Annotated in this window: 26 protein-coding genes and 1 pseudogene; 16 read left to right on the top strand and 11 right to left on the bottom strand. The window is 70.7% G+C overall.

Features of this window, described 5'->3' with window-relative positions:
- Positions 1 to 28: 28 nt before the first annotated feature.
- The 7 genes and pseudogenes from ABT041_RS31495 (at position 29) to ABT041_RS31525 (ending at position 6,715) form a co-directional block, all read left to right on the top strand.
- Positions 29 to 2,326 carry an FUSC family protein gene (locus ABT041_RS31495; protein ID WP_351190882.1) on the top strand — a complete coding sequence of 766 codons (2,298 nt, stop codon included), beginning with the start codon at positions 29 to 31 and terminating at the stop codon, positions 2,324 to 2,326.
- Between the two features lie 142 nt (positions 2,327 to 2,468).
- On the top strand, positions 2,469 to 2,873 hold the full coding sequence (locus tag ABT041_RS31500; protein WP_351190884.1) for a GntR family transcriptional regulator: 405 nt from the start codon (positions 2,469 to 2,471) through the stop codon (positions 2,871 to 2,873).
- On the top strand, positions 2,870 to 3,766 hold the full coding sequence (locus tag ABT041_RS31505; protein WP_351190886.1) for an ABC transporter ATP-binding protein: 897 nt from the start codon (positions 2,870 to 2,872) through the stop codon (positions 3,764 to 3,766). The genes ABT041_RS31500 and ABT041_RS31505 overlap by 4 nt, the downstream gene beginning before the upstream one ends.
- A complete protein-coding gene (locus tag ABT041_RS31510) occupies positions 3,763 to 4,653 on the top strand; it encodes an ABC-2 membrane transporter-related protein (RefSeq protein WP_351190888.1) in 891 nt (296 codons plus the stop codon). The genes ABT041_RS31505 and ABT041_RS31510 overlap by 4 nt, the downstream gene beginning before the upstream one ends.
- Before the next feature lie 264 nt (positions 4,654 to 4,917).
- Entirely contained in the window at positions 4,918 to 5,151 is a 234-nt protein-coding gene (locus ABT041_RS31515; RefSeq protein WP_351190890.1) for a hypothetical protein, read from the top strand.
- Between the two features lie 317 nt (positions 5,152 to 5,468).
- On the top strand, positions 5,469 to 5,936 hold the full coding sequence (locus ABT041_RS31520) for an HIT family protein (RefSeq protein WP_351190892.1): 468 nt from the start codon (positions 5,469 to 5,471) through the stop codon (positions 5,934 to 5,936).
- 70 nt (positions 5,937 to 6,006) lie between these two features.
- Positions 6,007 to 6,715 (top strand): annotated as a pseudogene (locus ABT041_RS31525) (transposase).
- A gap of 50 nt (positions 6,716 to 6,765) precedes the next feature.
- Here ABT041_RS31525 and ABT041_RS31530 read toward each other — a convergent pair.
- From ABT041_RS31530 to ABT041_RS31540, 3 genes are all read right to left on the bottom strand, one after another.
- Positions 6,766 to 7,428: a hypothetical protein gene (locus tag ABT041_RS31530; RefSeq protein ID WP_351190983.1), complete on the bottom strand. Its 663-nt coding sequence runs from the start codon at positions 7,426 to 7,428 to the stop codon at positions 6,766 to 6,768.
- Between the two features lie 208 nt (positions 7,429 to 7,636).
- The gene (locus tag ABT041_RS31535; protein ID WP_351190894.1) at positions 7,637 to 8,068 is read right to left on the bottom strand and encodes a DUF4240 domain-containing protein; all 432 of its coding nucleotides are present in this window, start codon (positions 8,066 to 8,068) and stop codon (positions 7,637 to 7,639) included.
- 39 nt (positions 8,069 to 8,107) lie between these two features.
- Positions 8,108 to 8,925 (bottom strand): IS5 family transposase gene (locus ABT041_RS31540; protein ID WP_502976628.1). Its coding sequence is split into 2 segments (ribosomal slippage): positions 8,108 to 8,568 and positions 8,568 to 8,925, totalling 819 coding nucleotides; the frame shifts between segments, so codons are not numbered across the junction.
- A 463-nt stretch (positions 8,926 to 9,388) separates the two neighbouring features.
- Between ABT041_RS31540 and ABT041_RS31545 the strand changes: the two genes are divergently transcribed.
- The 3 genes from ABT041_RS31545 to ABT041_RS31555 all read left to right on the top strand — a co-directional run bounded on the left by ABT041_RS31545 (position 9,389) and on the right by ABT041_RS31555 (position 10,748).
- The gene (locus ABT041_RS31545; protein ID WP_351190898.1) at positions 9,389 to 9,712 is read left to right on the top strand and encodes a hypothetical protein; all 324 of its coding nucleotides are present in this window, start codon (positions 9,389 to 9,391) and stop codon (positions 9,710 to 9,712) included.
- A 175-nt stretch (positions 9,713 to 9,887) separates the two neighbouring features.
- The gene (locus ABT041_RS31550; protein ID WP_351190900.1) at positions 9,888 to 10,205 is read left to right on the top strand and encodes a hypothetical protein; all 318 of its coding nucleotides are present in this window, start codon (positions 9,888 to 9,890) and stop codon (positions 10,203 to 10,205) included.
- Positions 10,206 to 10,451: 246 nt separating this feature from the next.
- Positions 10,452 to 10,748 carry a DUF6225 family protein gene (locus ABT041_RS31555; protein WP_351190902.1) on the top strand — a complete coding sequence of 99 codons (297 nt, stop codon included), beginning with the start codon at positions 10,452 to 10,454 and terminating at the stop codon, positions 10,746 to 10,748.
- A 142-nt stretch (positions 10,749 to 10,890) separates the two neighbouring features.
- On the opposite strand, the gene ABT041_RS31560 is transcribed toward ABT041_RS31555, so the two are convergent.
- The 5 genes from ABT041_RS31560 to ABT041_RS31580 all read right to left on the bottom strand — a co-directional run bounded on the left by ABT041_RS31560 (position 10,891) and on the right by ABT041_RS31580 (position 15,294).
- Positions 10,891 to 11,157: a YxzC family protein gene (locus ABT041_RS31560; RefSeq protein WP_351190904.1), complete on the bottom strand. Its 267-nt coding sequence runs from the start codon at positions 11,155 to 11,157 to the stop codon at positions 10,891 to 10,893.
- Between the two features lie 74 nt (positions 11,158 to 11,231).
- Complete coding sequence (locus ABT041_RS31565) at positions 11,232 to 11,825, bottom strand: hypothetical protein (RefSeq protein ID WP_351190906.1); 594 nt, start codon at positions 11,823 to 11,825, stop codon at positions 11,232 to 11,234.
- A gap of 369 nt (positions 11,826 to 12,194) precedes the next feature.
- Positions 12,195 to 12,848 (bottom strand): 3-oxoacid CoA-transferase subunit B, encoded by a 654-nt coding sequence (locus tag ABT041_RS31570; RefSeq protein WP_351190908.1) that lies wholly within the window; start codon positions 12,846 to 12,848, stop codon positions 12,195 to 12,197.
- Positions 12,848 to 13,624 carry a CoA transferase subunit A gene (locus tag ABT041_RS31575; protein WP_351190910.1) on the bottom strand — a complete coding sequence of 259 codons (777 nt, stop codon included), beginning with the start codon at positions 13,622 to 13,624 and terminating at the stop codon, positions 12,848 to 12,850. The genes ABT041_RS31570 and ABT041_RS31575 overlap by 1 nt, the downstream gene beginning before the upstream one ends.
- A 170-nt stretch (positions 13,625 to 13,794) precedes the next feature.
- Positions 13,795 to 15,294, bottom strand: a complete 1,500-nt coding sequence (locus ABT041_RS31580; protein WP_351190912.1) for an extracellular catalytic domain type 1 short-chain-length polyhydroxyalkanoate depolymerase — start codon at positions 15,292 to 15,294, stop codon at positions 13,795 to 13,797.
- 427 nt (positions 15,295 to 15,721) lie between these two features.
- Between ABT041_RS31580 and ABT041_RS31585 the strand changes: the two genes are divergently transcribed.
- From ABT041_RS31585 to ABT041_RS31595, 3 genes are all read left to right on the top strand, one after another.
- The gene (locus tag ABT041_RS31585; RefSeq protein WP_351190914.1) at positions 15,722 to 16,516 is read left to right on the top strand and encodes a 3-hydroxybutyrate dehydrogenase; all 795 of its coding nucleotides are present in this window, start codon (positions 15,722 to 15,724) and stop codon (positions 16,514 to 16,516) included.
- 133 nt (positions 16,517 to 16,649) lie between these two features.
- On the top strand, positions 16,650 to 18,014 hold the full coding sequence (locus ABT041_RS31590; protein ID WP_351190916.1) for an MFS transporter: 1,365 nt from the start codon (positions 16,650 to 16,652) through the stop codon (positions 18,012 to 18,014).
- Between the two features lie 235 nt (positions 18,015 to 18,249).
- The gene (locus ABT041_RS31595; protein WP_351190918.1) at positions 18,250 to 20,184 is read left to right on the top strand and encodes a helix-turn-helix domain-containing protein; all 1,935 of its coding nucleotides are present in this window, start codon (positions 18,250 to 18,252) and stop codon (positions 20,182 to 20,184) included.
- Positions 20,185 to 20,241: 57 nt separating this feature from the next.
- Here ABT041_RS31595 and ABT041_RS31600 read toward each other — a convergent pair whose 3' ends face one another.
- The gene (locus tag ABT041_RS31600) at positions 20,242 to 21,066 is read right to left on the bottom strand and encodes a dienelactone hydrolase family protein (RefSeq protein WP_351190920.1); all 825 of its coding nucleotides are present in this window, start codon (positions 21,064 to 21,066) and stop codon (positions 20,242 to 20,244) included.
- Positions 21,067 to 21,162: 96 nt separating this feature from the next.
- Between ABT041_RS31600 and ABT041_RS31605 the strand changes: the two genes are divergently transcribed.
- Both ABT041_RS31605 and ABT041_RS31610 read left to right on the top strand, forming a co-directional pair.
- Complete coding sequence (locus ABT041_RS31605; RefSeq protein ID WP_351190922.1) at positions 21,163 to 22,170, top strand: GlxA family transcriptional regulator; 1,008 nt, start codon at positions 21,163 to 21,165, stop codon at positions 22,168 to 22,170.
- Positions 22,171 to 22,472: 302 nt separating this feature from the next.
- Positions 22,473 to 23,804 (top strand): RCC1-like domain-containing protein, encoded by a 1,332-nt coding sequence (locus ABT041_RS31610; protein WP_351190924.1) that lies wholly within the window; start codon positions 22,473 to 22,475, stop codon positions 23,802 to 23,804.
- 222 nt (positions 23,805 to 24,026) lie between these two features.
- On the opposite strand, the gene ABT041_RS31615 is transcribed toward ABT041_RS31610, so the two are convergent.
- Both ABT041_RS31615 and ABT041_RS31620 read right to left on the bottom strand, forming a co-directional pair.
- On the bottom strand, positions 24,027 to 24,812 hold the full coding sequence (locus tag ABT041_RS31615; protein WP_351190926.1) for a GNAT family N-acetyltransferase: 786 nt from the start codon (positions 24,810 to 24,812) through the stop codon (positions 24,027 to 24,029).
- Positions 24,813 to 24,930: 118 nt separating this feature from the next.
- Positions 24,931 to 25,770, bottom strand: coding sequence for a LysR family transcriptional regulator (locus ABT041_RS31620; RefSeq protein ID WP_351190928.1), 840 nt, complete (start codon positions 25,768 to 25,770; stop codon positions 24,931 to 24,933).
- Between the two features lie 105 nt (positions 25,771 to 25,875).
- Between ABT041_RS31620 and ABT041_RS31625 the strand changes: the two genes are divergently transcribed.
- On the top strand, positions 25,876 to 26,601 hold the full coding sequence (locus tag ABT041_RS31625) for an SDR family oxidoreductase (RefSeq protein ID WP_351190930.1): 726 nt from the start codon (positions 25,876 to 25,878) through the stop codon (positions 26,599 to 26,601).
- The last annotated feature ends 80 nt before the right edge of the window (positions 26,602 to 26,681 follow it).

The following is a 26,681-nucleotide window of genomic DNA, read 5'->3' on the forward strand; positions in this document are numbered from 1 at the left end:
GTGCGGTGGGCCGGGTGATGCTGGGGGCATGGGTGGCGCGTTCCCGCGAAGGCTGTCGCCCGCCTACCGGGCGGCGGCGCGGGGCGCCCTACGCGTCACCCTCACCGCCACGGCCGGCTTCTACGCGCTCCTCTACGGCTTCGACTCGGCGACCGCCGCCACGTACGCGCTCTTCGGCGCGATCGCCATGGCCGGGCTGTCGCGCCTTCCCGGCTCCGGGCGCCGGCGGGCCACGCTGCTGCTGGGCGTGGTGCCGGTGTGCTGGGTGCTGATCACGCTCGGCACGTACCTGTCCGCGGAGACGTGGAGTGCCGTGCTCGGCATGCTGGCCGTCGGGTTCGCGCTCGCGTTCACGGCCGTCGGAGGACCACGGTTCGCGGGTGCGGCCACGGGGCTGCAGCTGATGTACATCCTGCCGTCGTTCCCGCCCTACGACCCGGGTTCGCTGGGCGAACGCCTGGCGGGGGCGACCGTCGGGCTCCTCCTGCTGATCCTCGCGGAGTTGACCGTACTGCCCGAGCCGGCTGCCCTGCCCTACCGGGAAAGGGCCGCCCGGGCCGCCGAGGGCGCGGCGCGCTGCGCGGACCGGCTGATTACCGCCCCGTACACGCTGCCGGAGGCCACCCTGCGCACCGCCCGTGCCCTGAGCACGGGGCTTCGCTCCTCCCACGTCCCGGAGGCGGAACGCCCGGCCGGGGCGGGTCTGCGGTCCAGGGCGCTGGCCCACACGGGCCTGGCGACACGCACGCTGCTCGGCCGGCTGACGGTCCTGCCGCCGCCTCCGCGGGATGCCGTCCCGCGCGGGGAAGCGGGTGCCGGGAGCAACGGCGAGGGCACCCGGACGACGGGCACTTCGGGAGGAGGCGTGGGCCGGGAAGACAGGACGGCCCGAACGGCTGAGGCGCCGGAGGCAGGAGGCCTGGAGCCGCTGCGGGCGGTGGGGGAGGCGGCGAGGGAGACCGCCGCCCGGCTACGGGGCGGATCGCCCGACGGCCGGGCACACGCGCACCTGCTGGAGGTCCGTCAGGCGCTGACAGCAGCGGATGACGCGCCTCCCGCGGTGCTGCGACGCAACGCGGCGCTCCTGGAGGTGACGGACGCGGCGCTCGCGATGTCCACCGCGGCCGACATCGCCGTACGGGGCCGGGCGGCCGACGCACCGGCGCAAGGCCGCTTCTGGTACGCGCGCATGCGGGCCCCACGGCTGTGGTGGCGCCGTCTGTCGGGCCACGTCGGCGGCCGGTCGGTCTTCTTCCAGAACGCCGTGCGGATCAGTCTGGCCCTCGCGGCGGCCCGGCTGATCGCGGGCATCGACACCCTCCCGCACGGCTTCTGGGTGCTGCTGGCCACCCTGACGCTGACGCGCACGACGGTACGGGAGACCCGGACGGCCATGCGGACGGCGCTGACCGGCACACTCGTCGGCGCGCTGGTCGCGGCGGCGCTGCTGGCGCTGGTCGGTACCGACATCGAGGTCTACGCGGTGGCCCTTCCGCCCCTGATGCTGGTCACCTTCACGCTGGGGCCGGTGAAGGGCGTCGGGTGGGCGCAGGCGCTGTTCACGGTGGTGGTCGCCCTGGTCTTCGCGCAACTGGCACCGGCCACCTGGCAGCTCGCCGAGTTCCGGCTGCTCGACGTGCTGACCGGCAGCGTGATCGGGGCGGTGTTCGGACTGCTGGCCTGGCCGCGGGGCGCCCATGACGAGTTGCGGCGGTCGGTCGCGGTGTTGCTGCGGATCGCCGCGGAGATCGTCGTGGCCACGACGGGGCAGATCGGGGCGGGCGGACGGCGCGTGCCGTCGGCCACCGCGCCGGGCCACCGGTCGCTGCAGCACGCCCTGGTCCTGGCGGAGTCGGCGTACGCCCAGTACCAGAGCGAACCCAAGGGGCTTGTGCCGGCGCCGGTCGGTCAGGACTGGCAGGCCGCGCTGATCGCCGGGCACCACACACTGTGGGGCGCCGACCGGCTGCTCGTACCTCCCGAGCCGGTCGTGGCTCCGCCGCTCGGGCGAGAGGCGGCGGAGTCCGTCATGCGCCAGGGTGAGCGGGTCGCGGCGCGGATGCTGCTGACCTCCGCCTGGACGGATCCCCTCGGGGACCCGATGGACACGGCGGCACCGCTGCGCGCCCCGAGAGCCTCCGCCGGCAGCACCGACGACCCCCCCGGCGCGCCGCGTGCGTACTACGCGGCCGTCTCCTGGCTGACCTCGCTGACGACGGACCTGGCACGGCTGGCGGGCGAGAGCGACGGCGACGGGGGTGGCGGTGGCGACGAGGGCGGCAACGAGGAGCCCGGGCTCGATCGTCCGCGTCACAGAAGAGCCTGAGGCTCATCGGATTCGCCTTCCGGGGCGCGGAGTTCGCCGAGACCTCGACGTGCATGCCGGCGCCCGGCACTTCCGCATCGGGCGAGCGCGCACCTTGCCGGCTGGGTGACCTAGAGAGCTATAGTGCTAGGCAACTAGATAAATGGAGGAACCGGTGATTGAGTTCCACCTGAGCAGCCAGTCCGGCCTGTCCCCGTACCAACAGCTGGTCCAGCAGGTTCGGCACGCACTGCGCCTGGGACTGCTGAAGGAGGGGGACAGGCTGCCGACGGTCAAGGAGGTGGCGAAGCAGACGGCGGTCAACCCGAACACGGTCCTCAAGGCGTACCGGGAGCTGGAGCACGACGGTCTGGTGGCCGCCCGTCCCGGCGTGGGGACGTTCGTGACCCGGACGCTGGCCGACGGCACGCTCGCCGCCCAGGGGCCGCTGCGCAAGGACCTGCAGCGCTGGCTGACCAAGGCCCGCCTGGCCGGCCTCGACGACGAGAGCATCGAGGCGCTGTTCGTGAGCACGTTCCGTAACGCCGCAGGAGAGGACGTCGCGTGAGCGCTGTGTTGCGAGCCGGGGGTCTGGGCAAGAGGTACAAGCAGCGCTGGGCGCTGCAGAACTGCGACCTGGACGTCCCCGCCGGCCGGGTGGTGGGCCTGGTCGGCCCTAACGGCGCCGGCAAGTCGACCTTGTTGAAACTGGCCTCCGGCATGCTGACCCCGACGGCCGGCAGCATCGAGGTGTGTGGTGGCCGTCCTGCCGAGGGTGCGGAACAGCTGGCCAAGGTCGGTTTCGTCGCCCAGGACACCCCGGTCTACTCCTCGCTGAGCGTCGCCGACCACCTCGACTTCGGCAAGCGCCTCAACCCGAACTGGGACGACGCCGTGGCGCGCGACCGGATCCGTCGCCTCGGTCTGAACCCGAAGCAGCGGGCAGGCAAGCTGTCCGGCGGTCAGCGGGCACAGCTCGCTCTCACCCTGGGCATCGCGAAGCGCCCGGAGCTGCTGATCCTGGACGAGCCGGTCGCGGCTCTGGACCCGCTCGCCCGCCGGGAGTTCATGCAGGATCTGATGGAGGCCGTCGCCGAGCACGAGCTGAGCGTCCTCCTCTCCTCCCACCTGGTCTCCGACGTGGAGCGGACCTGCGACTACGTCATCGTCCTGGTCGACTCCCGGGTCCAGGTGGCCGGCGAGATCGACGACCTGGTCGCCTGCCACCACCGGCTGACCGGACCACGCCGGGACCCGGACACGCTTCCTGCCGGCCAGCACGTCATCACCGCCAGCCACACCCAACGGCAGACCACCCTCCTGGTACGCACCGACACCGCGGTCCACGATCCGTCCTGGACCGTCGGCCCGCTCGGTCTCGAAGACATCGTCCTGGCCTACATGGCCCGGCCCGCCGACGCGGCACGTGACACCCGCCCCGCACTGGAGGTACTCCGATGATCTGGCTGAGCTGGCGTCAGTTCCGTACCCAGGCGGCCGTGGTGTTCGCCGTCGTGGCTGTGCTCGCCGCCACCCTCGGGGCCACCGGTCCGCAGCTGGCCGAGCTCTACCTGACGGCCGGCAGCGGCCTGGTGGACCAGATCTCCAGTTCGGACCAGAGCCTCTACTACACGGGACTGTTGGTCGTACTCGCGGTACCGGCGGTCATCGGGATGTTCTGGGGTGCGCCGCTGATCTCCCGCGAACTGGAGGCCGGTACGCACTACTTGGCGTGGAGCCAGGGGGTCACTCGCACCCGCTGGCTGGCGACCAAACTGGGTATCGGTGCGGCGGCATCCATGACCGCCGCCGGGCTGGCCAGCCTCGCGGTGAGCTGGTGGAGCAGCCCCATCGACCGGGCCGTCAACGGCGGCGGAGCGACGGACACCTACTTCCCGCGACTCGACCCCGTGGCCTTCGCCGCACGGGGTGTGGTCCCGATGGCCCATGCGGCGTTCGCCTTCGTCCTGGGCGTCGCGCTCGGCCTGGTCATCCGCCGCACCCTGCCCGCGATGGCGACGACGTTCGCCCTGTACGCCGCCGTCCAGTTCGTCGTACCGATGTGGATCCGGTCCCATCTGGCCACCGCGGACCGGACCGTCCTGCCGGTCGAGCCCGACGGCGCTCCCATCAGCATCCAGGACGGCGCCAAGGAGATCGTCGCCCACCTCGAAGAAGTGCCCGGGGCCTGGGTCACGTCCCAGCAGACGCTGAACGCGGCCGGCCGCCCGGTCCCCGTGCCGTCGTCCTTCGCCGACTGCCTGCGCACCGAGTCGGGCTCGCCCGTGCTGCAGCAGGTGGCCCTGACCGGGTTCTGCGTGTGGTGGATCCGCCGCCGAGTGACCTGACAGAAGCCGGTGGCGCTACGGGAGTGGCCGCGAGGGGGGGGGCAGGGTTCGCCTACAAGCGGGCGGCAGCCCGAGTCCGGCGGGGAAATGTATGAGGAGGAATTCTCAACGGGCGACTGAAAAGCATCGTTTCTGCGGTCTCTTGGCCTCCAGATCTGCATTCCGGCATTGGAGTGAGACGTCGTGTCCCATTGCCCTTGTTCGGTGTTTGATGGCGCGACGGGCAAATTTCTGCCACGTCTTCGGAGCTCTTGAGGAGTAGGTATGCGTTCTCTCGCCGCGTCTGTTCTGGCCGTGGGCATTCTGCTGGGTGGCGCCGGTGCCGCGCTCGCCCACGACGGCGTCGGAATCGGAAGCTTCTCCGAGGGCAGTGCCGCCTTCAGCTCGCACTGCTCGGCGACCGGTGTCTCGGCCGTGTACGGTCCGATCTTCACCGCCTCGTGTTCGGAGGAGGGCTGGGAAGAGGGCGCGGAGCTCTACTACCTCGGCGCCCACTGACCTGAAGCCGGGCCGGCCGACAGGCACAGCCCGGAACACTCCGCGCATCCCGTGCTTCTGCACGGCCGGCGGAAGGGGCCCGCTCTCGCATGCGAGAGCGGGCCTTGTGCTGCAGCGGGGCGGGCGTTCAAGGTGAGGGACGGGTGGCACAGATGCTCGCTCGCCGGTTGCGCTGTTCTCGCGATGAAGCGAATTGATGAATTACCGGGACGGTGACCAAGGCCGCCGCTGGAATGGTTGCCCTATGGGATCCGAAGCGGGTGACGACGAGAGCGGCTGGTTCGCTCAGAACCGTCTGGCGTGAGTAGGTTTCGGCCATGACTGGTGACTGGCGGACGGACCGGATCGGTACTGCCCTGAGGGGTGAGAACCCGACCGTATTGAGGCGGTTGACGTCAGGGTTCGCTGTGATCGGGGACGTTCAGTTCCTGCCGGGATACTCGGTGCTCCTCGTGGACGAACCGGATGTGCAGCGACTCTCGGACCTGCCGAAGGCGAAGCGGCTGTCGTTCTTGGCTGACATGGACCGGCTCGGTGAAGCGGTCGAGCGCGCCTGCCGACGGTTCGACCGAGGGTTTCGGCGGGTCAACTTGGAGATCCTGGGGAACACGGACCCGTTCCTGCACGCGCATGTGTGGCCGCGATTCGAGTGGGAGCCGGCCGAGTTGGCGGGTGCTCCGGTGTGGCTCTATCCGCGCGAACGCTGGAGCGACGAGCAGTTCAAGCTCGGACCGCAGCATGACGCGCTGCGGGAGGCGATCGGCGGCGAACTGGACCGTCTCTGATCGACGGTGCTACGGATCCTGGCCGGATTAGACGTCGTTTCCTTTGGTCTTCGGCGATCGTTGACTGAACGTGGATCGTCTTGTTGAGCGGTTAATCCCGGACGAGCTGTGGGAGCTGTTCCGGCGGGTGGTGCCACCGACCGTGGCGTGGTGCATCAGCCGCAGGGCGGGGGACGTCGACGGGCCGGGGACCTCGAGGTGCTGGCTGCGATGGTCTTCGTGGCGACGTCGGGCTGCACCTGGCGTCAGCTTCCGCCAGTCTTCGGGGCTTGCCGGCAAACGGTGTACAAACCGTTCGCGCGGTGGAGCCGTGAGCGTGTGGGGGGCCGCCTCTTTCGGGTCATCCTGGATGAGCTCGGCGCACGCGGGCAGCTGCCGATCGCAGTCGCGATCTCGGCGCCAACCTGCATGACAGCCAAGCCTTGGAACCCTTGGTTCGAGGTATCCCACCGATCCGCTCGCGCCGCGGGCCGCGTCGGCGTCGTCCGGCCAAACTGCACGGCGACGAGGGCTACGACTACGACCATCTGCGCCGATGGCGGCGCGAGCGCGGCATCGTGCCGCGGCTCGCCCGCCGTGGCGTGGAGTCCTCCCAACGCCTCGGCAGCCATCGCTGGGTTGTGGAACGCACGATGTCCTGGTTTGCCGGCTGCCGTCGCCTGCATCGGCGGTATGAACGCAAGGCCGAGCACTTCCTCGCCTTCGCGGGTATTTCCGCGGCCCTCATCTGCCTTCGCCGCCTCGTTTGTGCGGACGCACAGAACCGGTCAGCGTCGTGACAATTGGCGTGTCCGGCCGAACGGGGAGGTTCGCCAGCGTCAGCTGATGGTCAGCCGCCGTGGAGGCCCCACTCGTCAAGGCCGCCGTAGACATGGGCTTCAAGGCATCCCGGGGCCTCCATGGCGACGGCCTCGCCCCGGTACAGGGCGATGAGCGAGTCCTTGCCCCGCCACCAGGTGTCGGTCAGGCCCTGCACCTCGGGCACCGGCTCGTACCCTTCGAGGTCCAGGGAGTCGACGGCCTCGCCGGTGATCCTCGTGATGGTTCTGGCCCAGCGTCTCGCGTGGCCGGCCAGCGCCAACGACTCCACCCAGCCTTCGGTACCGCCATGCAGCGGTGCCCACTGGTAGCCGTGAATCCCGAACTCGCCACCGGGGCCGATCATGAATCCGTAGGCCATGGAATACCGGCAGTCCCCGGCCGGGATCCACCAGCCCTCGGCAGCCGAGCCCTCGGGAACGTCCGCGCCCAGGACGCGCGGGCCGCTCTCGTAGAACGGTGCCGACGGCAGCGCGAGACCGCCCCAACGGTCCTCGAAGGCCACCGCGCGATCGATCTCCACGGCCGGGACGCCGTGCTCGATCCAGGCGTCGCGGTGGCACTCGATGTCCTGCTGGGCAACACGGATGCCTTCACATGCGACGAATCTCTTGGCCCTGCGGGTCAAACCGGCCGGCGCGACCGGGACGGGCGATACGGGAGTGGCGGCCATCATGGCGCCGGAGTCTACTGGCGAGGACCGGTAGCACCTCGGGCGGAAGCCCGCCCGCTCCGTTGCGGCCCAGGACTTGCGCCCTCACCAACAAGCGTCCTTGAGAGCCAACTTTCACGCTCAGCCACCCGTGATCCCAAGGACCGCCATAAGAAGCGACGTCTTAGACGTCGTTTCTTATGGTGCAGGCAGAAGCGACTGCGGACGACTATGCGGCGGTCCACCCGGCTGTGTTGGAGTAGGACTCGTAGCTGTAGCGGGTGCTGCGGTCCCATTCGTCACCGGTGAGGTGCTTGTACGCGTTGTCGGGTACGTAGAGCAGGGCTTCGGCCCAGACGAGGTCGCTGGCGTACCGCATGAACCGCTCTGGGTCTCGAAGTACGCGCTCGAACTCCTCACGGCCGGCCGCGACGACCGCAGCCCGGGTGTAGAGGAACTGATCGCTCGACAGGCCATCGCCGTTCTCCTTGCGGTCCAGCCTGTACAGGGCCCAGGAGAGCTGCTCGGCGAAGCCGACCACGTCAGATACAGGGCCGTTCGTCAGGCGGGCAGTCAGGGCAGCGGCAAGCTCATCACCCTCAGGGTCGGGGACAGAGGGACTGCACGCTTCGATAAGCTGCCAGAAGGCGTTCTCGTTCATGTCGGAGAGCATGGCGAAGGAGTGTGACACATCGGGGTGTCAGGTGCTCGCCCTGGCTAGTCGGCGGTAGCCGATGAGGGCTGCTGCTATGCCGACGAAGGCAAGGAAGTGCTCGGCCTTGCGCTCGTAGCGACGGTGGAGCCTCCGACAGCCGGCCAGCCAGGACACGGTTCGCTCTACCACCCACCGGTGCCGGCCCAGCCGCTGTGAGGACTCAATGCCTTTGCGCGCGATGCGAGGGCGGATCCCACGCTCGCGGAGCCATCGGCGCAGGTGGTCGTAGTCGTAGCCCTTGTCCGCATGCAGTTTCGCCGGCTTCCGCCGTCGGGGCCCGCGACGGGATCGGATGGGCGGGATACCGCGCACGAGCGGCTCCAGGCCCAGACTGTCATGCATGTTCGCGCCGGAAATGCCCAGGGACAGCGGCAGCCCGTTGCGGTCGCAGATCAGGTGGATCTTCGATCCCAGTTTGCCGCGGTCGGTCGGATTCGGTCCCGTCAGTGGCCCCCTTTTGCCGCCCGCAGGCTGACCGAGTCGATCGCGCACCGCGACCAGTCCAGCTCGCCTCGTGCTCCAAGTTCGTCGAGGGTCACGCGGTAGAGCCGGGCCCAGACCCGGTCCCGGCTCCACTGGGCGAACCGGCGGTAGACCGTGGGCCAGGCTGGGCCGAACACCGGCGGCAGCTGCCGCCAGGTGCAGCCCGATGTCGCCACGAAGATGATCGCCGCCAGGGCTTCGCGGTCACCTGCCCGGCGCCGGCCGCCGCCCTGCGGGCGTATCACCTCTGTCGGTGGCACCACCCGCCTGAACAGCACCCACAACTCGTCCGGCACCAACCGCTCAACCAGATCCGTCATGCACGGATCAACGAACGATCACGCCATAAGAAACGACGTCTTAGTCGGGCACCTCGGCGCCGGCGGGAAGGTCAGCACAATCGACGGCACTGACATCCAGGTTCGACGTCCGTTGCCCGACGCAAGGACGGGACGGCTCTGACAGGCTCCTGGCCGACGGGCCCGCGCCCCAGATACTGGACGATGCCGGCCACCAGGTCCTCAATGCCGCGGCCGGCTTACGCGTGATGACACCGCGCACCTCGTGACCCCTGACCAGCCCCTTCGGCCGCCCGCGAGCGGCACCTGCCTTGCCCGGGCCTCTGCCTCGTAAGCGCAGGTCGCTCGTCCTCGGTCCGTGGTGTTGACGTCTGTCGTGTCTGAGCGAAGTCAGTCGTTCGGGTGCGGCTGGGACTCGGTTGGTTGAGACGGAACGAGTCTGATCCCATCCGCGCTAGTCTCCGTTCAGACCGAGGGGGCGACGATGGAGCGGTGGCCTGAGGGTCCCGCCGCTGATCCGGAAGCGGCGCGGGATCGCTATGACTCCGACATGCAGTCGGTGCGCAAGACGCTGCGTGAGGTGGTCAGGGCAGATCTGCCTGCTGCGCACTTCGGTCTGGGGGTGGTCATCGTCGCGAGTGTGATCGTGGGCTTGCTCGTTGAGCCCGCCGCCGGTGCCCTCGTAGTCGGCACCTTTGCTGCTCTGTTCTTCGTTGCTCTGGTGGTCATGTTCATTCGGGGCATTCGAGGTCTGGACGCGGGGCGACGGGCCTATCTCTTCACCTTTGGGTGGGCGAACTGGGTGTAGGGCCCGGTTGCGGTCCCGTCTGCCTCTGGCGGGACATAACTCTGTCGCCCGGACGGATTCGGCATGAAAACCTCACACCGTGGCTACGGAAACCGAAGTTGGAGAGTTCTTGCACCAGCGTGGCTGGCGCACAGCGTTCACGGTCGCTGAAAGGGTGAACGCGTGGGCGGCCCTGGTGAGTGCCATCGAGCGTGGCTACGGCGACTTCGTCCACGAGTACACCAACGACCTCTACTGCCGAAACTGGCTGCACGAGGCGTGGCTCCTGCTGGATGACCACATCGTCCAGCTCTGGACCCCGCAGATCAAAGCTCTGGACGAGCGGTACAAGGCCGCGACCATCGACGACGACGGCATGGCACTCGACCAGTTCCACAGGCTCCCCGGCCCCGACCTGTGGTGGTGGCGGCGACATCCGCTCATCCTCACCGGAGACCTCGGGCGTTCGCTTCGCTCGGCCGGCGCCATCGGTGCCGACGCGGACACAGCGTGAACCTCAGCCTCACGAGAGTGTGGGGCAACCCTTGGCGATCAGGGTGGCGGGGGACCGGGCCACCGAGCCTTCCTCCGCCTCGGTTTCGCGCCGAGAGACGCTCGCTCCCGAAACTGCTCTCGATGAGGACCCCACCTCTGCTATGCCGTACCGGTCATTTGCAACAGCTCTCATTCCATCAGGAGTTCTTGGGGCCGGTGATCGCTACCGGCCGGTCAAGGGGTCGCGGCTCCTATTCTGAGACGCATGGACGATCACATGAAGGTGGAGCGCTACCGGCACGAGACCGTGGAAATGACGGTGGGGGAGCTACTCGAAGCCCTCAGCGGACTGCCTGCCGGGGCTCCGATACGTATCGACGTGCCGCTGCGTCCCAGGTCGGTCGAGATGAGGGACTCGGTCGACTCGGGCGCGAGCCACTTCGTGGTGAGCGGAGTCGTCCTGCATGACGCCGACCACCTCCACCGGGACGAAGCGGTCCTGAAGGCGGATTTCTGCTCGGACTGGTACGTCCGCCCGGTCGAAGCGGGCGCAGAAGAATGACCTGACCGTGCCCGGGACGGCGCTTCAGGCGACATCGGTCCTGCCGACCACGGCGGGAAGGCGTTCATCGCCGGCTTGCTCGTGATGCCAGATGATGGGGCGGCGGATCATGCGGGTCGTGGGAAAGGCAGCTCTGGCCGCGTTACCTCGTCCGGCGCCTTCTCAGCTCGATGAGCCATGCACCGAGCTCCTCGTCGTCGTGCAGGTAGGCACCGCTCTCGTCTGCGGGAAGGTCGATTCCATGGAGGAGACCCAGTGCCCACCAGGAGGTGTCGTCCCAGCTGAGCGCGTCGTCCGCCACCCACTGTGCGGCCCACCGGTCGGCCTCGTCCCGGGTCAGGCGACCCTCGACAAGTGCCACGAAGCGGTCTTCGATCTCATCAAGCGTCGGCTGGCGGCTCGCATCCACATCCCGACCGTACAGCTGGGGGAAAGCGTTGGTCGATGCGGCAGTGGCCCGTCGGCCGCGTCCGCCTCGGGTCACTAGCCGACGGAGACAACCCGATCGGGACGGCCACCCGGGGTGATGGTCACTTCGTGGACCGCTCCTCCCTCTGTGGTCATACGAATTCGGTCGGGGGCCGTCCACACGGCCTCGCTGAGCGCGTTGCCTTCGGAGTCGCCGTTGAAGCAGCCGACGCTCCAGCGGCGTTCCAGCGGCGGGTCCCCCCGGTGGACGTAGACGCACCAGACGGGGTCAAGGAAGCCGGTCCGCGCCACGACGACCAGATGGCGGTCCCGGCGGCCGGGCGCCGTCTCGGTCTTCAACACTTCCTCCGAGTCACCGAACACCGCAGACGCCCAGCCCCCGATGATGAGCGTGGGGACGCCGATGACAAGCAGCCCGGTGATCAGGGGCAGGCGCAGCGAGGACTTCGGCAACCCCAAGAGGACCGCCCCGGTCAGCGCGGCGAGGGCGAGCCATCCCAGCAGAAGGACGTACTCGTGGAGCCCGACCAGCAGGAGGAGCGTTCCCTCGCCGCCCGACGGGAGTCCGGCTACGGCACCGGTGGCGAGGACGACTGCCACCGCCAACAGCAGGAAGGTCGACGGTCTGCGGTATCGCGTGAAGTTCATGATCCCCCCGAACGATGTGGATCACGCAGCCTAGGGGGGAAGACGGGGAAGAGGCCATGGCCAGTGGGCGTGGGCCACAGCCAGCGTTGATGGCCGCGATCAGGACGGTCGCCTCGTAGCGGACCGCCAGCCCGGTCGGCCTCGCCCGGGATGGTACAGCGGATCCCGCGTGGGTTCCCCGGCGCGCGACGCGGGGATCGCCTTCTGAGGCCCGGACAGGGATCCGTCCCGAGCGCGAGGCAGGGCAACCTCGGACAGGGCGCGGTCGGGACGGAGCGGGTGGTGCCTGCTGGCGGGGTCGGCGGGGCCGAGGTGCGGTGAGTCCGCCGGTCCGGTGGCTGTCCGGGAACACCGGGCCGGCGGAAGACCTCAAGCCGCCGCGGTGATCGCCTGCGGTACGAGCAGCGGTGCCGCGGTGGCCGCGGCTACCTCCTCGACGGTGACGCCGGGGGCCAGTTCGACGAGGGCGAAGCCGTCGGGGGTGACGTCGATGACGGCAAGGTCCGTGATGACGCGCTGGACGACGGATCGGCCGGTCAGCGGCAGGGTGCAGGTGTCGACGAGCTTGGGTGTGCCGTCCTTGGCGGTGTGTTCCATCAGGACGATGACCCGGCCGGCGCCGTGGACGAGGTCCATGGCGCCGCCCATTCCCTTGACCATCTTCCCGGGGATCATCCAGTTGGCGAGGTCGCCCGAGGAGGAGACCTGCATGGCGCCGAGGATCGCGGCGTCGATGTGGCCGCCGCGGATCATGCCGAAGGAGAGGGCCGAGTCGAAGAACGAGGCGCCGGGGAGGGTGGTGACGGTCTCCTTGCCGGCGTTGATGAGGTCGGCGTCGAGTTCGTCCTCGGTCGGGTACGGGCCGACGCCGAGGATGCCGTTCTCGGACTGCAGGACGACCTCGACGCCGGGCGGCAGGTGGTTGGGGATGAGCGTGGGGAGTCCGATGCCGAGGTTGACGTACGAACCGTCGGTCAGCTCCAGGGCGGCGCGGGCCGCCATCTGCTCGCGGGTGAGGGCCATCAGGCGTCCCTTTCCTGTCGGACGGTGCGGCGTTCGATGCGCCGTTCGGCGGCGGGGTCGCCGGGGGTGACCCGGACGACGCGCTGGACGAAGATGCCGGGGAGGTGGACTTCGTCGGGGTCGAGCTCGCCCGGCTCGACGAGGTGGTCCACCTCGGCGATCGTGATCCGCCCGGCCATGGCGGCCAGCGGGTTGAAGTTGCGGGCGGAGGAGCGGAAGACGAGGTTGCCGTGCCGGTCTCCGATGGTCGCGCGGACCAGCGCGAAGTCCGTGGTGATGCCGTGCTCCAGGAGGTGCGGCCGGCCGTCGAACTCCCGCGTCTCCTTGGCCGGTGAGGCCACCGCGACCGTCCCGTCCGCCGCGTATCGCCAGGGCAGTCCGCCCTCGCCGACCTGGGTGCCGGTTCCGGCGGGGGTGTAGAAGGCGGGGATCCCGGCGCCGCCGGCCCGCAGCCGTTCCGCCAGGGTGCCCTGGGGGACCAGCTCGACCTCGAGCTCTCCGCTCAGGTACTGGCGGGCGAACTCCTTGTTCTCGCCCACGTACGAGCTCGTCATGCGGGAGATCTGTCCGGCGGCTAGGAGGAGTCCGAGGCCCCAGTCGTCGACGCCGCAGTTGTTCGAGACGATCCTGAGATCGTTGATCTCGTTCTGCCACAGTGCGTTGATGAGCGTGCCGGGTATGCCGCACAGCCCGAAGCCGCCGACTGCGAGCGAGGCGCCGTGGGGGATGTCGGCCACCGCCTCGGCGGCGCTCGCGACTGTCTTGTCCAGACCCATACGGACCCTTTCCCTCGGGCGACCGGTGCGACCTCACTGGTCGGAACCGGTGGCCGATACAACCGATGGGCAGTGAGCCTAGGCAGGCCGCAAGGGGGCGACCATGGCTGTCATCCACACATCAACCCTGGTGGAGGTGGTGATGAACACCTCCACCAGGGGCGCGAGCGTCAGGCCGAGCAGCCGGAATCCGCCACGACGTAGTAGCCGGGTGCGGTCTGCTTCAGGGTGTGCGTGGTGAAGGTGTTCCACAGCCCCATGGCCTGACCCGAGCCGGTCGCGTAGGCGTAACCGCCACTCTGATACGCGCGTCCGCTGGCCACGTGGTCGTAGTTGCTGGCCGTGTAGCACGTCGGCGTGTACCCGGTCGTGGTCGCCGTCACGGAGGAGGAGACGGTCCCGACCGCTCCCGCCGCGTCCACCGCGGCCACCGTGTAGGCGTATGTCGAGCCGGTGGCCAGGCCCGTGTCGGTGTAGCCGGCCGACGTCGTGGTGCCCACCTTCGTACCGTCGCGGTACACGTTGTAGGAGGCAGCTCCGGACACTGCGCCCCAGGTCAGGGTCGCGGTCGTGTCGGTGGTGCCGGTGAGTGCCAGCCCCGTCGGCGCCGGCAGGCCGCCCGGGGTCTGGCCACCGCCGTCACCCGCGCCGTCGAGGCCCCAGAAGCGAGCGGTGTGGTAGCTGGAGCAGATCGTGTCGAGGTAGTACGTGCCGGCGGTGCCGCACTGCTCCGGGCCGCTGCCCGGGTCGACCGCGAGGCCGTGGGCCATGCCGGAGATGGAGTAGACCTGGACGGCGGGCCTGCCGGAGGTGTCGTCGTACTCGCTCAGCGTGGTGCCCCCGCTGAGGCTCCTGGTGCGGGAGGGCGTCTGGCCGATGCCCCACACGTCCGTCCACTGGTCGCGCAGCTCGTCGGCGTTGGCCGGCTTGACGGTGGTGTCGGCGGTGCCCTGCCAGATCGCCACCCGGGGCCACGACGTCGTGCCCGCGGGCGCGGCCGAGCGCACGAGGTCACCCCACTGGGCGGGCGTCTTGTTCGGCGGGCTGTACATGCAGGTGTACGCCGCGGACAGCGCGGTCGCGCAGTACGCGGGCAGTCCGGAGTCGATGGAGCCGCCGGCGAAGACGTCGGGGTAGGCGGCGAGCATGTTCGCGGTCATGCCGGCGCCGGCGGACAGGCCCGTGATGTACACCCGCCGGGTGTCGCTGCCGTACAGGGAGACGGCCTTGTCGACCATCTGCTTGATCGACAGCGCCTCCCCCTGGCCGCGGGTGCTGTCGCCCTTCTCGAACCAGTTGAAGCAGGAGTTGGAGTTGTTCGCGCTGGTGGTCTGCGGAAAGACCAGTGCGAAGTCGTAGGAGTCTGCGAACTTCGGCCAGCCGGACTTCTCGTAGTAGTCGCTCGCGCTCTGCGTGCAGCCGTGCAGCGCCACGACGAGCGGTGCGCCGGCGGGCAGGCCGTCCGGTACGTACGTGTGCATGGACAGGTTGCCGGGGTTGGAACCGAAGCTCGTGACCTGCGTCAGGCCGGCGGCGGATGCCTGCGGGCCGACGGCCACCAGACCTCCGGTCAGGGCGAGGGCGCCGGCGGCGGCGGTGAGCCAGCGGCGGACGCCGCCGACCAAGCGGAGGCCCTTCGTGGTGCGGAACGGGGGATGCGACGGTCCCATGACTGAAGCCTTCCGTGGGGGAAACAAGGAGGGGGCACCGTGGCCACGGCGGCTCGTGCCCTCGGTGTGGCGTGAATCATGCGGGCTCGCTCATCGGTGCCGACATGGGCGGGGCCCCCAGCCTTCATACGGAGGCAATGTGACGACGATCCATGGCCCGACCCGCGAACGGCCGAGTAGTACGCAGGAGTTGGCAGGCCGGGACTTCGTCCGGTCGCTCGGTGGGATGGGGACCCGGCTCGGCGGCATCTGTCGTGAGCAGCTGGACCCCGCTTCGAGCGGTGCAGGTCGCCCTCACTGGCCGGATTCGTAAGCCGCTATCTCTTCCGCAGGTGATGCCTATGGTGTTTGGCGCCATTGAAGTGCTCAGCACTGTGGCGGGCACATACATGGGCCGGGCGGAGGGCTCTCCCTACTGTTTCCGGCCATGACGAACACATTTCCTAGCCCGGCCCTCCTGCCGCCACCCGTCGCCGACATCGACCTGAGCGGTCGTACGGCGATGGTGACGGGCGGCGGCAGCGGCATCGGCCGGGCCTGTGTGCTCGCCCTGGCACAGGCGGGGGCCACCGTCCACGTCGTCGACCGGGACGCCGACGCGGCCAAGGCGGTCGCCGAGATCGTCGGGGGGCAGGCACAGGTGGCCGACCTCGCCGACCCGGGAGCCGTCGACCTCCTGCCCGCCGAGGTCGACGTCCTCGTCAACAACGCCGGACTCCAGCATGTGGCCCCGCTGACGGAGTTCCCGCCGGAGCGCTTCGAACTCATCCAGAAGGTGATGGTCACCGCCCCGTTCCTGCTCATGCGGAGGACGCTCCCGCACATGTACGGGCAGGGCTGGGGCCGGATCGTCAACATCTCCAGCGTCCACGGCCTGCGCGCCAGCGCCTACAAGGCCGCCTACGTCGCCGCCAAGCACGCCCTCGAGGGGCTGAGCAAGGTCGCCGCGATCGAGGGCGCCCCGCACGGAGTCACCAGCAACTGCGTCAACCCCGGCTATGTCCGTACCCCCCTGGTCGAGGGCCAGGTCCGCGACCAGGCCGCCGCCCACGGCATCAGCGAGGGCGACGTCCTCAGCAACGTCATGCTGGCCCGCTCGCCCGTCAAACGGCTCCTCGAGGCGGAGGAGGTGGCCGCCGCCGTCCTCTGGCTCTGTGGTCCGCACTCCGGCTACCTCACCGGAACCTCCCTCCCGCTCGACGGCGGCTGGACCGCCGGCTGACCAGCCGCCCCGGCGCAGCCCTTCACCTGCCACCGGCGGCTGGACCGCCGGCTGAACAGCCGCCGAGAGCGGCCCCTGCACGCGCCACCCGCACCACCCCGTCCCGTCCCCCCTGCGAAAACCCGGTGAACCCATGTCTGACACCACCACGCCGAGAGGCGGCATCGGCCGCATCGTCGCCGCGAGTCTGATCGGCACGACCATCGAGTGGTACGACTTCTTCCTGTACGGGTCGGCCGCCGCCCTCGTCTTCAACACCCTGTTCTTCCCCAGCGCCGACCCGCTGGTGGGCACCCTGATCGCCTTCATCACGTACGCCATCGGCTTCGCCGCCCGCCCCCTCGGCGGCATCGTCTTCGGCCACTTCGGCGACAAGATCGGCCGCAAGAAGCTCCTCGTGCTCAGCCTCCTGCTGATGGGCGGCGCCACCTTCGCGATGGGCCTGCTGCCCACGTACGACACGATCGGCGTCTGGGCGCCGGTCCTGCTGACGGTGCTGCGTCTGGTCCAGGGCTTCGCGCTCGGCGGCGAGTGGGGCGGGGCCGTCCTGATCGTCTCCGAGCACGGCGGCGACAAGAACCGCGGCTTCTGGGCCTCCTGGCCGCAGGCCGGCGCCCCCGGCGGCAACCTGCTCGCCACCGGCGTCCTCTCGCTGCTCGCCGCCGTCCAGTCGGACGCCGCCTTCCAGTCCTGGGGCTGGCGCATCCCCTTCCTGCTCTCCGGCCTGCTCGTCATGATCGGCCTGTGGATCCGCGTCTCGGTCTCCGAGTCCTCGGTCTTCCTGGAGGCGCAGGCCAAGGCCGAGGCCGCCGCCGAGGCCGGCGCCAAGGAGGAGGCCCCGGTCGTCGAGGTGTTCAAGCGCAGCTGGCGCGAGGTCCTCTCCGCGATCGGCACCCGGTTCGGCGAGAACATCTCGTACTACATCCTGACCTCGTTCCTCCTCGTGTACGTGACCACCCACCTGGAACTGCCGAAGAGCACCGCGCTGAACGCCGTCCTCATCGGCTCGGCCGTCCACTTCGTCACCATCCCGCTGTGGGGCGCGCTGTCCGACCGCATCGGCCGGCGCCCGGTGACCCTCATCGGTTCCGCGGGCATGGCCGTGTGGGCGTTCGTCTTCTTCGGTCTGCTGGACTCCAGGTCGTTCCCCGTGATCGCCCTGGCCGTGACCGCCGGTCTGCTGCTCCACGGTGCGATGTACGGGCCGCAGGCGGCGTTCATCTCCGAGATGTTCGACACCAAGGTCCGCTACTCCGGCGCCTCCATGGGATCCCAGCTCGCCTCGATCCTCGCCGGTGCACTCGCCCCGATCATCGCCGTGGAGCTCCTCAAGGACTACGACTCCTCCACGCCGATCTCCCTGTACCTGTGTGCCGCGGCCGTGGTCACCACCATCACCGTGGCCGTCACCCGGGAGACCCGCGGCCGCGACCTGGCCCGCGGACGGGACGAGGAGACCGCCACCGCTCCCGCGGTCCCGGCGGGCGACCGGGTCTAGCAACGCCGTACGCGTGAGCCGCCCGGTCCGCCGTCATGAGGTGTGATGACGACGGACCGGGCCCACGACCGCGGCACCACCCGCGCCGAGGCCGTGAGTGGGCCCCATGACCGCCGTCCGTGGGGCCCGCCAGGCAGCACGACTCGCCCCGAGGCGGCGAGCAGGCCCATGACCGCCGTCCGTGGGGCTCGCCCAGCAGCACCACCCGCCCCCCCCATGGCCGCGAGGAGGCCCCATGACCGCCGGCCGTCCAGCCGACGCCCGAACGCCGTCACCCGCCGAGACGGCCGTACGCCGCATGCTCGACCTCCTCGCCGCGGACGCTCCGGCTCAGGAGCTCGCGGCGCTTCCCGCGCGCTCGCGGGCCGGCGGGGCCGCCCCGGCGGAGGTCGAATGGATCGAGGAGACCACCGAGGTCGCCCTGTCGGTGCGGCGCGTGCTCGACCAGTACAGGCGCCGGGAGACGGAACTCGTGGCGCTGTTCGACACCGCGGGCGACCTGGCCGGTCTGCGGGACCTGGACGCCGTGCTCCGCGCCATCGTCCGGCGGGCCCGCACGCTGCTCGGCTCGGACGTCGCCTATCTGACGCTCAACGACCCGGTCGCGCACGACACGTTCATGCGCGTCACCGAGGGCTCCGTCTCGGCGGCCTTCCAGCAACTCCGCCTGGGCCTGGGCGAAGGACTGGGCGGCCTCGTCGCGCAGACCGCACGCCCCTACGCCAGTACCGACTACCGCACCGACCGCCGCTACCGGCACACCGGAACCATCGACGACGGCGTGGCCGAGGAAGGACTCCGAGGGATCCTCGGGGTCCCGCTGCGGCTCGGCGAGGAGATCATCGGCGTCCTCTTCGCCGCGGACCGCACCCCGCGCGAGTTCACCCCCGACGCCATCGCGCTCCTCGGCTCGCTCGCCGACCACGCCGCCGTCGCCATCGACAGCGCCCGCAGGATGGAAGAGACCCGGACGGCCCTCGCCCGGCTCGAAGCCGCCAACGCCACGGCCCGCGCCCACAGCGAAGCGCTCCACCAGGCGTCCGACGCCCACGACCGACTGTCCAGACTGGTCCTGCGCGGCGCGGGCACCGACGAGGTGGCGGCCGAGATCGCGGCGCTGCTCGGCGGGGGAGTGGCCGTCCACGACACCGACGGCAGCGAGCTGGCCCGGGTCGGCACCGAACCGGTGTCGCCCGCGACCGTCGCTCTCGACGCGTCGTGCAGCGAGGGCCGCGCGGTCCGCGCCCACGGCGTCTGGACCTGCGCCGTCCTCGCCGGCGCCGAACCACTGGGCAGCATCGTCCTGACCGGACGCGCGGACCTCCCCGAAGCCGACCGCCGTCTGTTCGAACGCGCTGCCCTCGTCACCGCGATGCTCCTGCTGATCCGCCGGTCGGTCGCCGAGACCGAGGACCGGGTACGGGGCGAACTCCTCGACGACCTCCTCGCGGACCCCTCCACCTCGGCGCACTGGGACGGCGGCAGCCTCACCCTGCGCGCCCGGCGCCTCGGACTCGACCTCGCCCGCCCCCACGCCATCGCCGTCCTCGACACCGAGCCCTCCCATCGCCCCCGGCTCGCCGCGGAAGCCGCCCGTGTCGTGCGCGGGCTCGGCGGCCTTGCGGGCACCCGGCACGGGCACAGCGTGCTGCTCGCACCCTGCGACCGGCCCGGAGCGCTCGCCCGCGACCTCGCCGCCGACCTCACCCGGGCCCTCGGCGCGCCCGTCACCGTGGGCGCGGCAGGGCCGGGCCACGGCCCCGAACAGCTCGCCGCCCTCCATGCCGAAGCCCTGCGCTGCGTCACGGCGCTGCACGCCCTGGACCGCACCGGAGAAGGCGCCGACATCGCCGACCTGGGCTTCATCGGCGTCCTCCTCGGAGACCGCGCCGACGTCGGCGCGTACGTCGAGCGCGTCCTCGGCCCGGTCGTGGCCTACGACGCCGAACGCGGCACCGAACTCCTGCGCACCCTGCACGCCTACTACGACCACGGCGCGAGCCTCTCCCGCGCCAAGGACGCCCTCCACGTGCACGTCAACACGGTCGTCCAACGCCTCGACCGCGTCGCCCAACTCCTCGGCCCCGACTGGAACGCCCCGGCCAGCGCCCTGGAGATCCACCTGGCCCTCCGCCTCCACCAGCTGTCGCGCGGAACGGGCGGGCGCTGAACCGCCAGACCCGCTCTCCTCGAAGGGGCCCGGCGCCACGGTGTGACACCGCCCGCGTCACGTCCGCGTCAGGAGCCGCTCCGCCAGGAAGGCGATGATCTCGTCACGGGCCCGCACGGTGGGGTGACCGGCCTCGTCGACGAGGTGCGCCGTGACGACGCTGTGCGGGCAGCCGACGATGTCTCGGAAGAACGGCGGCGGATCGGTGTTCGCCGCCTCGGCGGGAAGGACACGGCCGTCGAAGGCGTCGCCGAGCAGCGCCCGGTAGGCCGCGAACCGCTGCCCCGTGCACCATCTGTCGTTCTCGAAGCGGTAGGCGAGCACCTTCAGCCGGTCGCGCCCGACCCGCTCGGCCACCGCGGCGGCGTCCTCCTCGCCCAGCTCCAGCCCCGCCGGGTCGTCGAGCGGCAGGGACGGATGGTTGACCACCGGCGCGACGACGGCGGGTTCGAGAGCCATGGCGAGGGCGAAGTTGCCGGTGAAGCACAGCCCGACGGCACCGACGCCGGGCCCGCCGCGCTCGGCGTGCGCCATCCGCGCCAGACCACGCAGCCAGGCGACCACGGGGCTCGTACCGCCTCCGGCGAACGCCCGGAACTCGGCGCTGACGCAGGCGCGCCGGACGACGGTCTCCGCGGCGTCGGCGAGCGGGTAGGCCCCGTCGACGCCGAACAGAGAGGGTACGTACACGGAGAAGCCGGCCTGCTGGATCCACCGTGCGAACCGGGCCACGTCCGGGCTGATGCCGGGCATCTCCGGCATGAGGACCACCGCGGGACCCGACCCGGCCACGTACACGCGCTTGCCGACGCCCTCCACCTCGACCTCCCGGTGCTCGAAGTCGTCCAAGGGGTCGTCGTACCGACTGCGTGTGGTTGCCATGAGAGGAGGATGGCGGGAGGCTACGTGCCCGGAGAACCGGCGATATCGCCAGTTCGCACGGCGATGTCGCCACCCGTCGCCCCTCGGAGGTGTCGTATGAGCCCCCTGCGGGTGAGTGTGCTGGCCCATCCCGGCTGCTTCGCCTCGGAGGTCTTCGGCGTCCCCGACATCCTGACCATGGCCGCGCACGTCGCCGCGGCAGCCGGGGCCGCGGAGCCCTCGTACGAGGTGTCCGTGGTCTCACCGCGCCGGCGCGTGGTCGCGTCCGGCGGTGCACGTATCGACGTCTCGGCGGTCCGCCCGGCGGACGTCCTGATCGTCCCGGGCTTCGACGCGCCGTCCGCATGCGACCTCGACGCGGAACTCGCCTGCCGCACACCGGAGATCGCCACGATCCGCGCCCAGGCGGCGTCGGGCACCGCGGTGGTGTCGATCTGCGTCGGCGCCTTCCTGCTGGGGGAGGCCGGGCTGCTGGACGGGCGCGACGCGACGACGTCCTGGATCCACGCCGACCGGTTGGCCCGCCGCTACCCCGCCGCGCGGGTACGCCGGGACGAACTCGTCGTGACCGACCGCGGAGTGACGACCACGGCGGCGTTCAGCGCCATGTACGACTTCGCGCTGAGGTTCGTCCGGGAACACGACGGTCCTGCGGTGGCCCGGCGCACCGCTCGCGTCGCGCTCCTCGACGACACGCGGTCCACCCAGGCGCCGTACGTCGACCTGGAGGTCATGCCGACGACGGGACGCGGATTCTCGCCGACCGTCATGCGATGGCTCGACCAGAACCTCGCCGCGCGCTACGACCTTCCGGCCCTGGCCCGGGAGTTCGGCGTCAGCACGAGGACCATGCTGCGCCGCTTCGGCGACGAGACGGGCCGCACGCCCCTCGCGTACCTGCACAGTGCGCGGGTGCGGCGGGCCAGGCACCTGCTGGAGACGACGGACAGAACCGTCGCGCGCATCGCCGCCGAGGTCGGCTACCGCGACGCGGGAACGTTCACCGGCATCTTCGTCCGACACACGGGACAGCAGCCGAGCGCGTACCGGTCGGCGCTGAAGAACCGATCCGATCGCGCTGACGCGCCGCCCGGAGCGGGGTAGTCCCGCCCCGGGCGACGTACACGACGGTCAAGACCGACCAGCCCCGCGCGCGCTGACCGCGAGGGAAGACGGAACCCTGCCGTCGTGGCACGACATCACGGCCCCCGTCGACCTGATCAAGTCCTCCGGCGTCGGCATCTGCACGACCACCGTCGAGCTGCCCTCGACCTGGAAGGGCGGATGGGGCGCGACCGGCCAGGTGACGTCGGGCGCAGGTGGTCGCGTGTCGGGGGTGAGACTCCGGAACAGCGGGGCATGCTCGTGGGCCGGGGGGCCGTGACACCCACACCCGAGGACGGTCCATGCGATTCCCACGCCCCAGCACCTCCGCGCTCAGACGCGCCGCGACCGTCTGCGGCGCCGCGCTCCTGATGGCCACGGGCCTGACGGTGGACTCCCAAGCCGCCATCCTGCCCGGCCCCGTCGTCGGCTGGGGCGCCAACAACACCGGGCAGTTGGGCAACGGCAACACCACCGACAGCCCCTTCCCGGTCCGCACCACGCGCATCCGGCGGGTGATCGGCATCGACGGCGGGGTCAACCACAGCGTGGCGCTGCGCGCGGACGGCACCGTATGGACGTGGGGGCTCAACAACAACGGTCAGCTCGGGGACGGAACGAACACCGGCAGCACCCGACCTGTCCAGGTGTGTGCACCGGGCCAGACCGCCCCCTGCGGCACCTACCTCACCGACGTCGTCGCCGTCGCCTCCGGCGCGTTCCACAACCTGGCGCTGCGGGCCGACGGCAGCGTCGTCGCCTGGGGCGACAACGAGTACGGCCAGCTCGGCGACGGCACCGCGACCAACCGGAACACACCCGTCCAAGTCTGCGCCCGGGCCCAGACCGCGCCCTGCACGAGCTTCCTCACCGGCATCACCAACCTCGACGGCGGCTCCTGGCACAGCCTGGCCGTGCACTCCGACGGGACCGTCAGCAGCTGGGGCCTGAACTCCTCCGGCCAGCTCGGCGACGGCAGCGACGACTTCCAGAAGTCGATCCCCGTACAGGTCGCCCTCACCGGCACGGCCGGGAGCGTGGCGGGCGGCGGCAGCCACAGCCTCGCGCTGCTGACCGACGGAACGGTTCGCGGTTGGGGCCACAACTTCTTCGGCCAGCTCGGCGACGGCACGGCGACCGGCACCAACACGCCCGTCCAGGTGTGCGCGCCGGGCCAGACCGCTCCCTGCGGCACCTTCCTCACGGGCGTGAACCAGATCGCCGCCGGCGGCGACCACAGCGTCGCGCTCCTCGCGCTCCAGAACCAGCAAGGGGTCGTCGGCTGGGGCGACAACCGCAAGGGCCAGCTCGGCGACGGCACCTTCAACCACCAGCAGAACCCGATCCCGGTACGGGCCTGCGCCCTCGGCCAGACCGCACCGTGCAGCAGCCTCCTCACCGGTGTCTTCGACATCGCCGCCGGAAGCGAGCACACCCTCGCCGTGGCATCGGACCTGACGGCCATCGGCTGGGGCTCCAACGCCAACGGTCAGGTCGGCGACGGCACGACGATCGACCGCAACGTCCCGACCCAGGTCTGCTCGGGCCGCCGGCCCAACCCCTGCGCGGAGCCGCTGGCCGAGGTGCTCACCGTGGAGGCGGGCATCTCGCACAGCCTGGCCACCTACCACTGAGCACGGAGCGAGGAGGCAGGAGCGGTGGAACGGCCGGACACCGATCGCCTGGAGTCCGGCCGTTCCGCTGTGCGGGTACGGGCCCGCCCACCCGGGGGCATCAGGCTGTGCCGGTGCGGATTCGTCGTGCCTGTGAACGGCCGGGCGCTCGTCGCGGCGCGCTCGCGAAGGTTCCGCGGCCCGGAGCCGACGCGGACTCCGTCGGCACGGCGGCCGGCGGCCTTACCGCGACGGTGTCGCAGGAACAGAGGCCCACCAGGTCGAGGGCGCCGCGACGGTGTACCCCAGGGACTCGTACAGCGGCCTGCCCAGCTTCGAAGCGGTGAGTGTGACCGGCAGGTCCTTCAGGTGGGCGAGGGAGCCGAGCATCACGGCCCGCCCCACTCCACGCGACCGGAAGGCCGGCGACGTACCGACCCAGTAGTGGCTGCCGATGCCGTCGTCCACGACGCTGACGGCCGCTCCCGCGGCAACGCCGTCGGCCAGGGCGAGGAACACGTCCACGCCCGGCTGCTCGATCAGCGTCGTCGGGAACAGCTCGCCAGGACGGAAGGGCTCGAACCCGGTCAGCTCGAAGCCCTCGATCACGATCCGCTCGGCCGCCTGGAGGTCCTCCGGCCGCTGGATCCGGATCACGTCGAGCGCCGGTTCGCCGACGGGCCCGGGCCGGCGCAGCATGACCGGCATCTGCCAGCTGCGCATGGCCAGGTGGCTCAGGTCGGTCGAGCTGAACGGATCCTCGACGTTCACCGGGCCCGCGGCCCCGCGAACCAGCTCGTTCAACTCGGCCAGTTCGGCCGGGTCGAGGTCGGGTTCCTGGATCAGGACCCGGCTGCCGGCGCGCTCGTCGCCGTCGACCGCGACGAATCCGCGGCGCCGGATGACCTCATGCCCGCGGGATCGACCGGTCGCTGTCCACAGGGCGGCGGAGTTACGGGCCTGGCGCCTCGGCGCATCGGCAAGCGCCACGGTCGTGGGCTGTTCGGCCGAAGTAGATCTTGTTGTCATTGCGCCTACGGTAGTGCGCAATTGCCCCCGCACACAGGCCAATTCCATAAGATCTGAATGGGCCACTTCGGGTCGGGGTACTTGGCGGGTCCGGCCACTGGGCGAGACCGAGCAGCGGCTAGAGGCGTGTCGCGGTGCGGACGAGATCGGCGACGGCTGTGGATCTGCTGTGCGGTGGCCAGGCGATGACGGTCGTGACGGCCGGCGCGTCCGGCACCGGCACCGTCGCGTGATCCCCGCGCAGCTGGGCTCGGAGGGACTCGGGCACGAGCGCGCAGGCCCGTCCCAGCGCGATCAGCTGGAACAGCTGGGTGTGGTCGCGCACCTGCGGGCCAGGTCCGTCCGGATAGCCGCCGTCCCGGCGAGGCCAGCGGGGCAGGGGCAGGTCCGTCAGGGCGGTGACCTCGGCCATCGACACACGGGGTCGGGTGGACAAGGGGTGTCCCGCTGGCAGGACCACGACCTGCTGCTCGGTGTGCAGGTCCTCGGTGTCGAGTCCGGCCGTCGTGTCGAAGGGCCGCTGGAGCAGAGCAACGTCGGCACGCCCGTCGCGCAGCAGCCCTTCCTGCTCTCCGGGCCCGCACAGCATCACCTCGACGGCGACCGCGCCGGGCTCGGCGGCGTAGGCATCCAGGAGCTTCGACAACAGCTCGCGGGACGCTCCGGCTTTCGTGGCCAGCACCACACCGGGCTCTGCGGCAGCCGCGCGGCGGGTGCGGCGCTCGGCGGCTTCGACCGCGTCGAGCGCGACCCGGGCCTCCCGCAGAAGCACCGCGCCGGCCTCGGTCAAGGTGACCGCGCGAGGAGTGCGGTGCAGCAGAACCACTCCGAGCCGCCGCTCGAGCTGCTGGATCGCCCGCGACAGCGGGGGCTGGGCCATGGCGAGCCGCTGCGCCGCCCGCCCGAAGTGCAACTCCTCCGCGACGGCGACGAAGTACCGTAGCTCCCGCGTCTCCACAGCGCCATCGTATCCGACGCTCACCAGGGACGATACCCGTTCGGTATCGCCGCCCACCGAGTCGGTCTTGGACGGCCGGCCCCGGCCCGGAACACGCTGGACGACATGAGTGAACAGACGATCGCGCTGGTGACCGGTGCGAACAAGGGAATCGGATACGAGATCGCGGCGGGCCTGGGCGCCCTCGGCTGGCGCGTCGGCGTGGGCGCGCGGGATCGACAGCGCCGCGACACCGCGGTGGAGAAGCTGCGCGCAGCGGGGACCGACGCGTTCGGCGTTCCGCTCGACGTGACGGACGACGCGAGTGTGTCCGCCGCGGCCGAGCTCATTGCCGACCGCGCCGGAGGACTCGACGTCCTGGTCAACAACGCCGCGATCACCGGCGGCATGCCGCAGACGTCCACCACGGTCGATCCCGCGACCGTACGGGAGGTCGTGGAGACCAACGTGATCGGCGTCATCCGCGTCACCAACGCGATGCTGCCCATGCTGCGCGGCTCGGCATCGCCGCGGATCGTGAACATGTCCAGCAGCGTCGGCTCGCTCGTCCTGCAGACCACGCCCGGCATCGACATGGGGCCGGTTCCCGTTGCGTACTTGGCGTCCAAGACCTTCCTCAACGCCGTCACCGTCCAATATGCCAAGGAACTGAGCGACACCGGCATCCTGATCAACTCCGGCTGTCCCGGCTTCACCGCAACCGACCTGAACGGTTTCCAGGGCGTCCGCACCCCCCACCAGGGCGCGGCGATCGCGATTCGCCTCGCGACCCTGCCCGACGACGGACCGACCGGCGGATTCTTCGACGACGGTGGAACAGTGTCCTGGTAGCAGGCTCACCGACCCCTGGTGATCCGGCTGATGTTCATTGCTGGTGCCTCGGCCCGCCGAGGTCCGGGAGTTGATGGGGG

The organism is Streptomyces sp. NPDC002825 (assembly GCF_040295385.1).
Classification (GTDB): Bacteria; Actinomycetota; Actinomycetes; order Streptomycetales; family Streptomycetaceae; genus Streptomyces.

What these genes read in the sequence shown, in the direction of transcription:
- ABT041_RS31495 (WP_351190882.1), top strand. Translation starts at nt 29, where the DNA reads ATGGGTGGCGCGTTCCCGCGAAGGCTGTCGCCCGCCTACCGGGCGGCG.
- ABT041_RS31500 (WP_351190884.1), top strand. Translation starts at nt 2,469, where the DNA reads ATGGAGGAACCGGTGATTGAGTTCCACCTGAGCAGCCAGTCCGGCCTG.
- ABT041_RS31510 (WP_351190888.1), top strand. Translation starts at nt 3,763, where the DNA reads ATGATCTGGCTGAGCTGGCGTCAGTTCCGTACCCAGGCGGCCGTGGTG.
- ABT041_RS31515 (WP_351190890.1), top strand. Translation starts at nt 4,918, where the DNA reads ATGCGTTCTCTCGCCGCGTCTGTTCTGGCCGTGGGCATTCTGCTGGGT.
- ABT041_RS31520 (WP_351190892.1), top strand. Translation starts at nt 5,469, where the DNA reads ATGACTGGTGACTGGCGGACGGACCGGATCGGTACTGCCCTGAGGGGT.
- ABT041_RS31530 (WP_351190983.1), bottom strand. Translation starts at nt 7,428, where the DNA reads ATGGCCGCCACTCCCGTATCGCCCGTCCCGGTCGCGCCGGCCGGTTTG.
- ABT041_RS31535 (WP_351190894.1), bottom strand. Translation starts at nt 8,068, where the DNA reads ATGAACGAGAACGCCTTCTGGCAGCTTATCGAAGCGTGCAGTCCCTCT.
- ABT041_RS31545 (WP_351190898.1), top strand. Translation starts at nt 9,389, where the DNA reads ATGGAGCGGTGGCCTGAGGGTCCCGCCGCTGATCCGGAAGCGGCGCGG.
- ABT041_RS31555 (WP_351190902.1), top strand. Translation starts at nt 10,452, where the DNA reads ATGGACGATCACATGAAGGTGGAGCGCTACCGGCACGAGACCGTGGAA.
- ABT041_RS31565 (WP_351190906.1), bottom strand. Translation starts at nt 11,825, where the DNA reads ATGAACTTCACGCGATACCGCAGACCGTCGACCTTCCTGCTGTTGGCG.
- ABT041_RS31570 (WP_351190908.1), bottom strand. Translation starts at nt 12,848, where the DNA reads ATGGCCCTCACCCGCGAGCAGATGGCGGCCCGCGCCGCCCTGGAGCTG.
- ABT041_RS31575 (WP_351190910.1), bottom strand. Translation starts at nt 13,624, where the DNA reads ATGGGTCTGGACAAGACAGTCGCGAGCGCCGCCGAGGCGGTGGCCGAC.
- ABT041_RS31580 (WP_351190912.1), bottom strand. Translation starts at nt 15,294, where the DNA reads ATGGGACCGTCGCATCCCCCGTTCCGCACCACGAAGGGCCTCCGCTTG.
- ABT041_RS31585 (WP_351190914.1), top strand. Translation starts at nt 15,722, where the DNA reads ATGACGAACACATTTCCTAGCCCGGCCCTCCTGCCGCCACCCGTCGCC.
- ABT041_RS31590 (WP_351190916.1), top strand. Translation starts at nt 16,650, where the DNA reads ATGTCTGACACCACCACGCCGAGAGGCGGCATCGGCCGCATCGTCGCC.
- ABT041_RS31595 (WP_351190918.1), top strand. Translation starts at nt 18,250, where the DNA reads ATGACCGCCGGCCGTCCAGCCGACGCCCGAACGCCGTCACCCGCCGAG.
- ABT041_RS31600 (WP_351190920.1), bottom strand. Translation starts at nt 21,066, where the DNA reads ATGGCAACCACACGCAGTCGGTACGACGACCCCTTGGACGACTTCGAG.
- ABT041_RS31605 (WP_351190922.1), top strand. Translation starts at nt 21,163, where the DNA reads ATGAGCCCCCTGCGGGTGAGTGTGCTGGCCCATCCCGGCTGCTTCGCC.
- ABT041_RS31610 (WP_351190924.1), top strand. Translation starts at nt 22,473, where the DNA reads ATGCGATTCCCACGCCCCAGCACCTCCGCGCTCAGACGCGCCGCGACC.
- ABT041_RS31615 (WP_351190926.1), bottom strand. Translation starts at nt 24,812, where the DNA reads ATGACAACAAGATCTACTTCGGCCGAACAGCCCACGACCGTGGCGCTT.
- ABT041_RS31625 (WP_351190930.1), top strand. Translation starts at nt 25,876, where the DNA reads ATGAGTGAACAGACGATCGCGCTGGTGACCGGTGCGAACAAGGGAATC.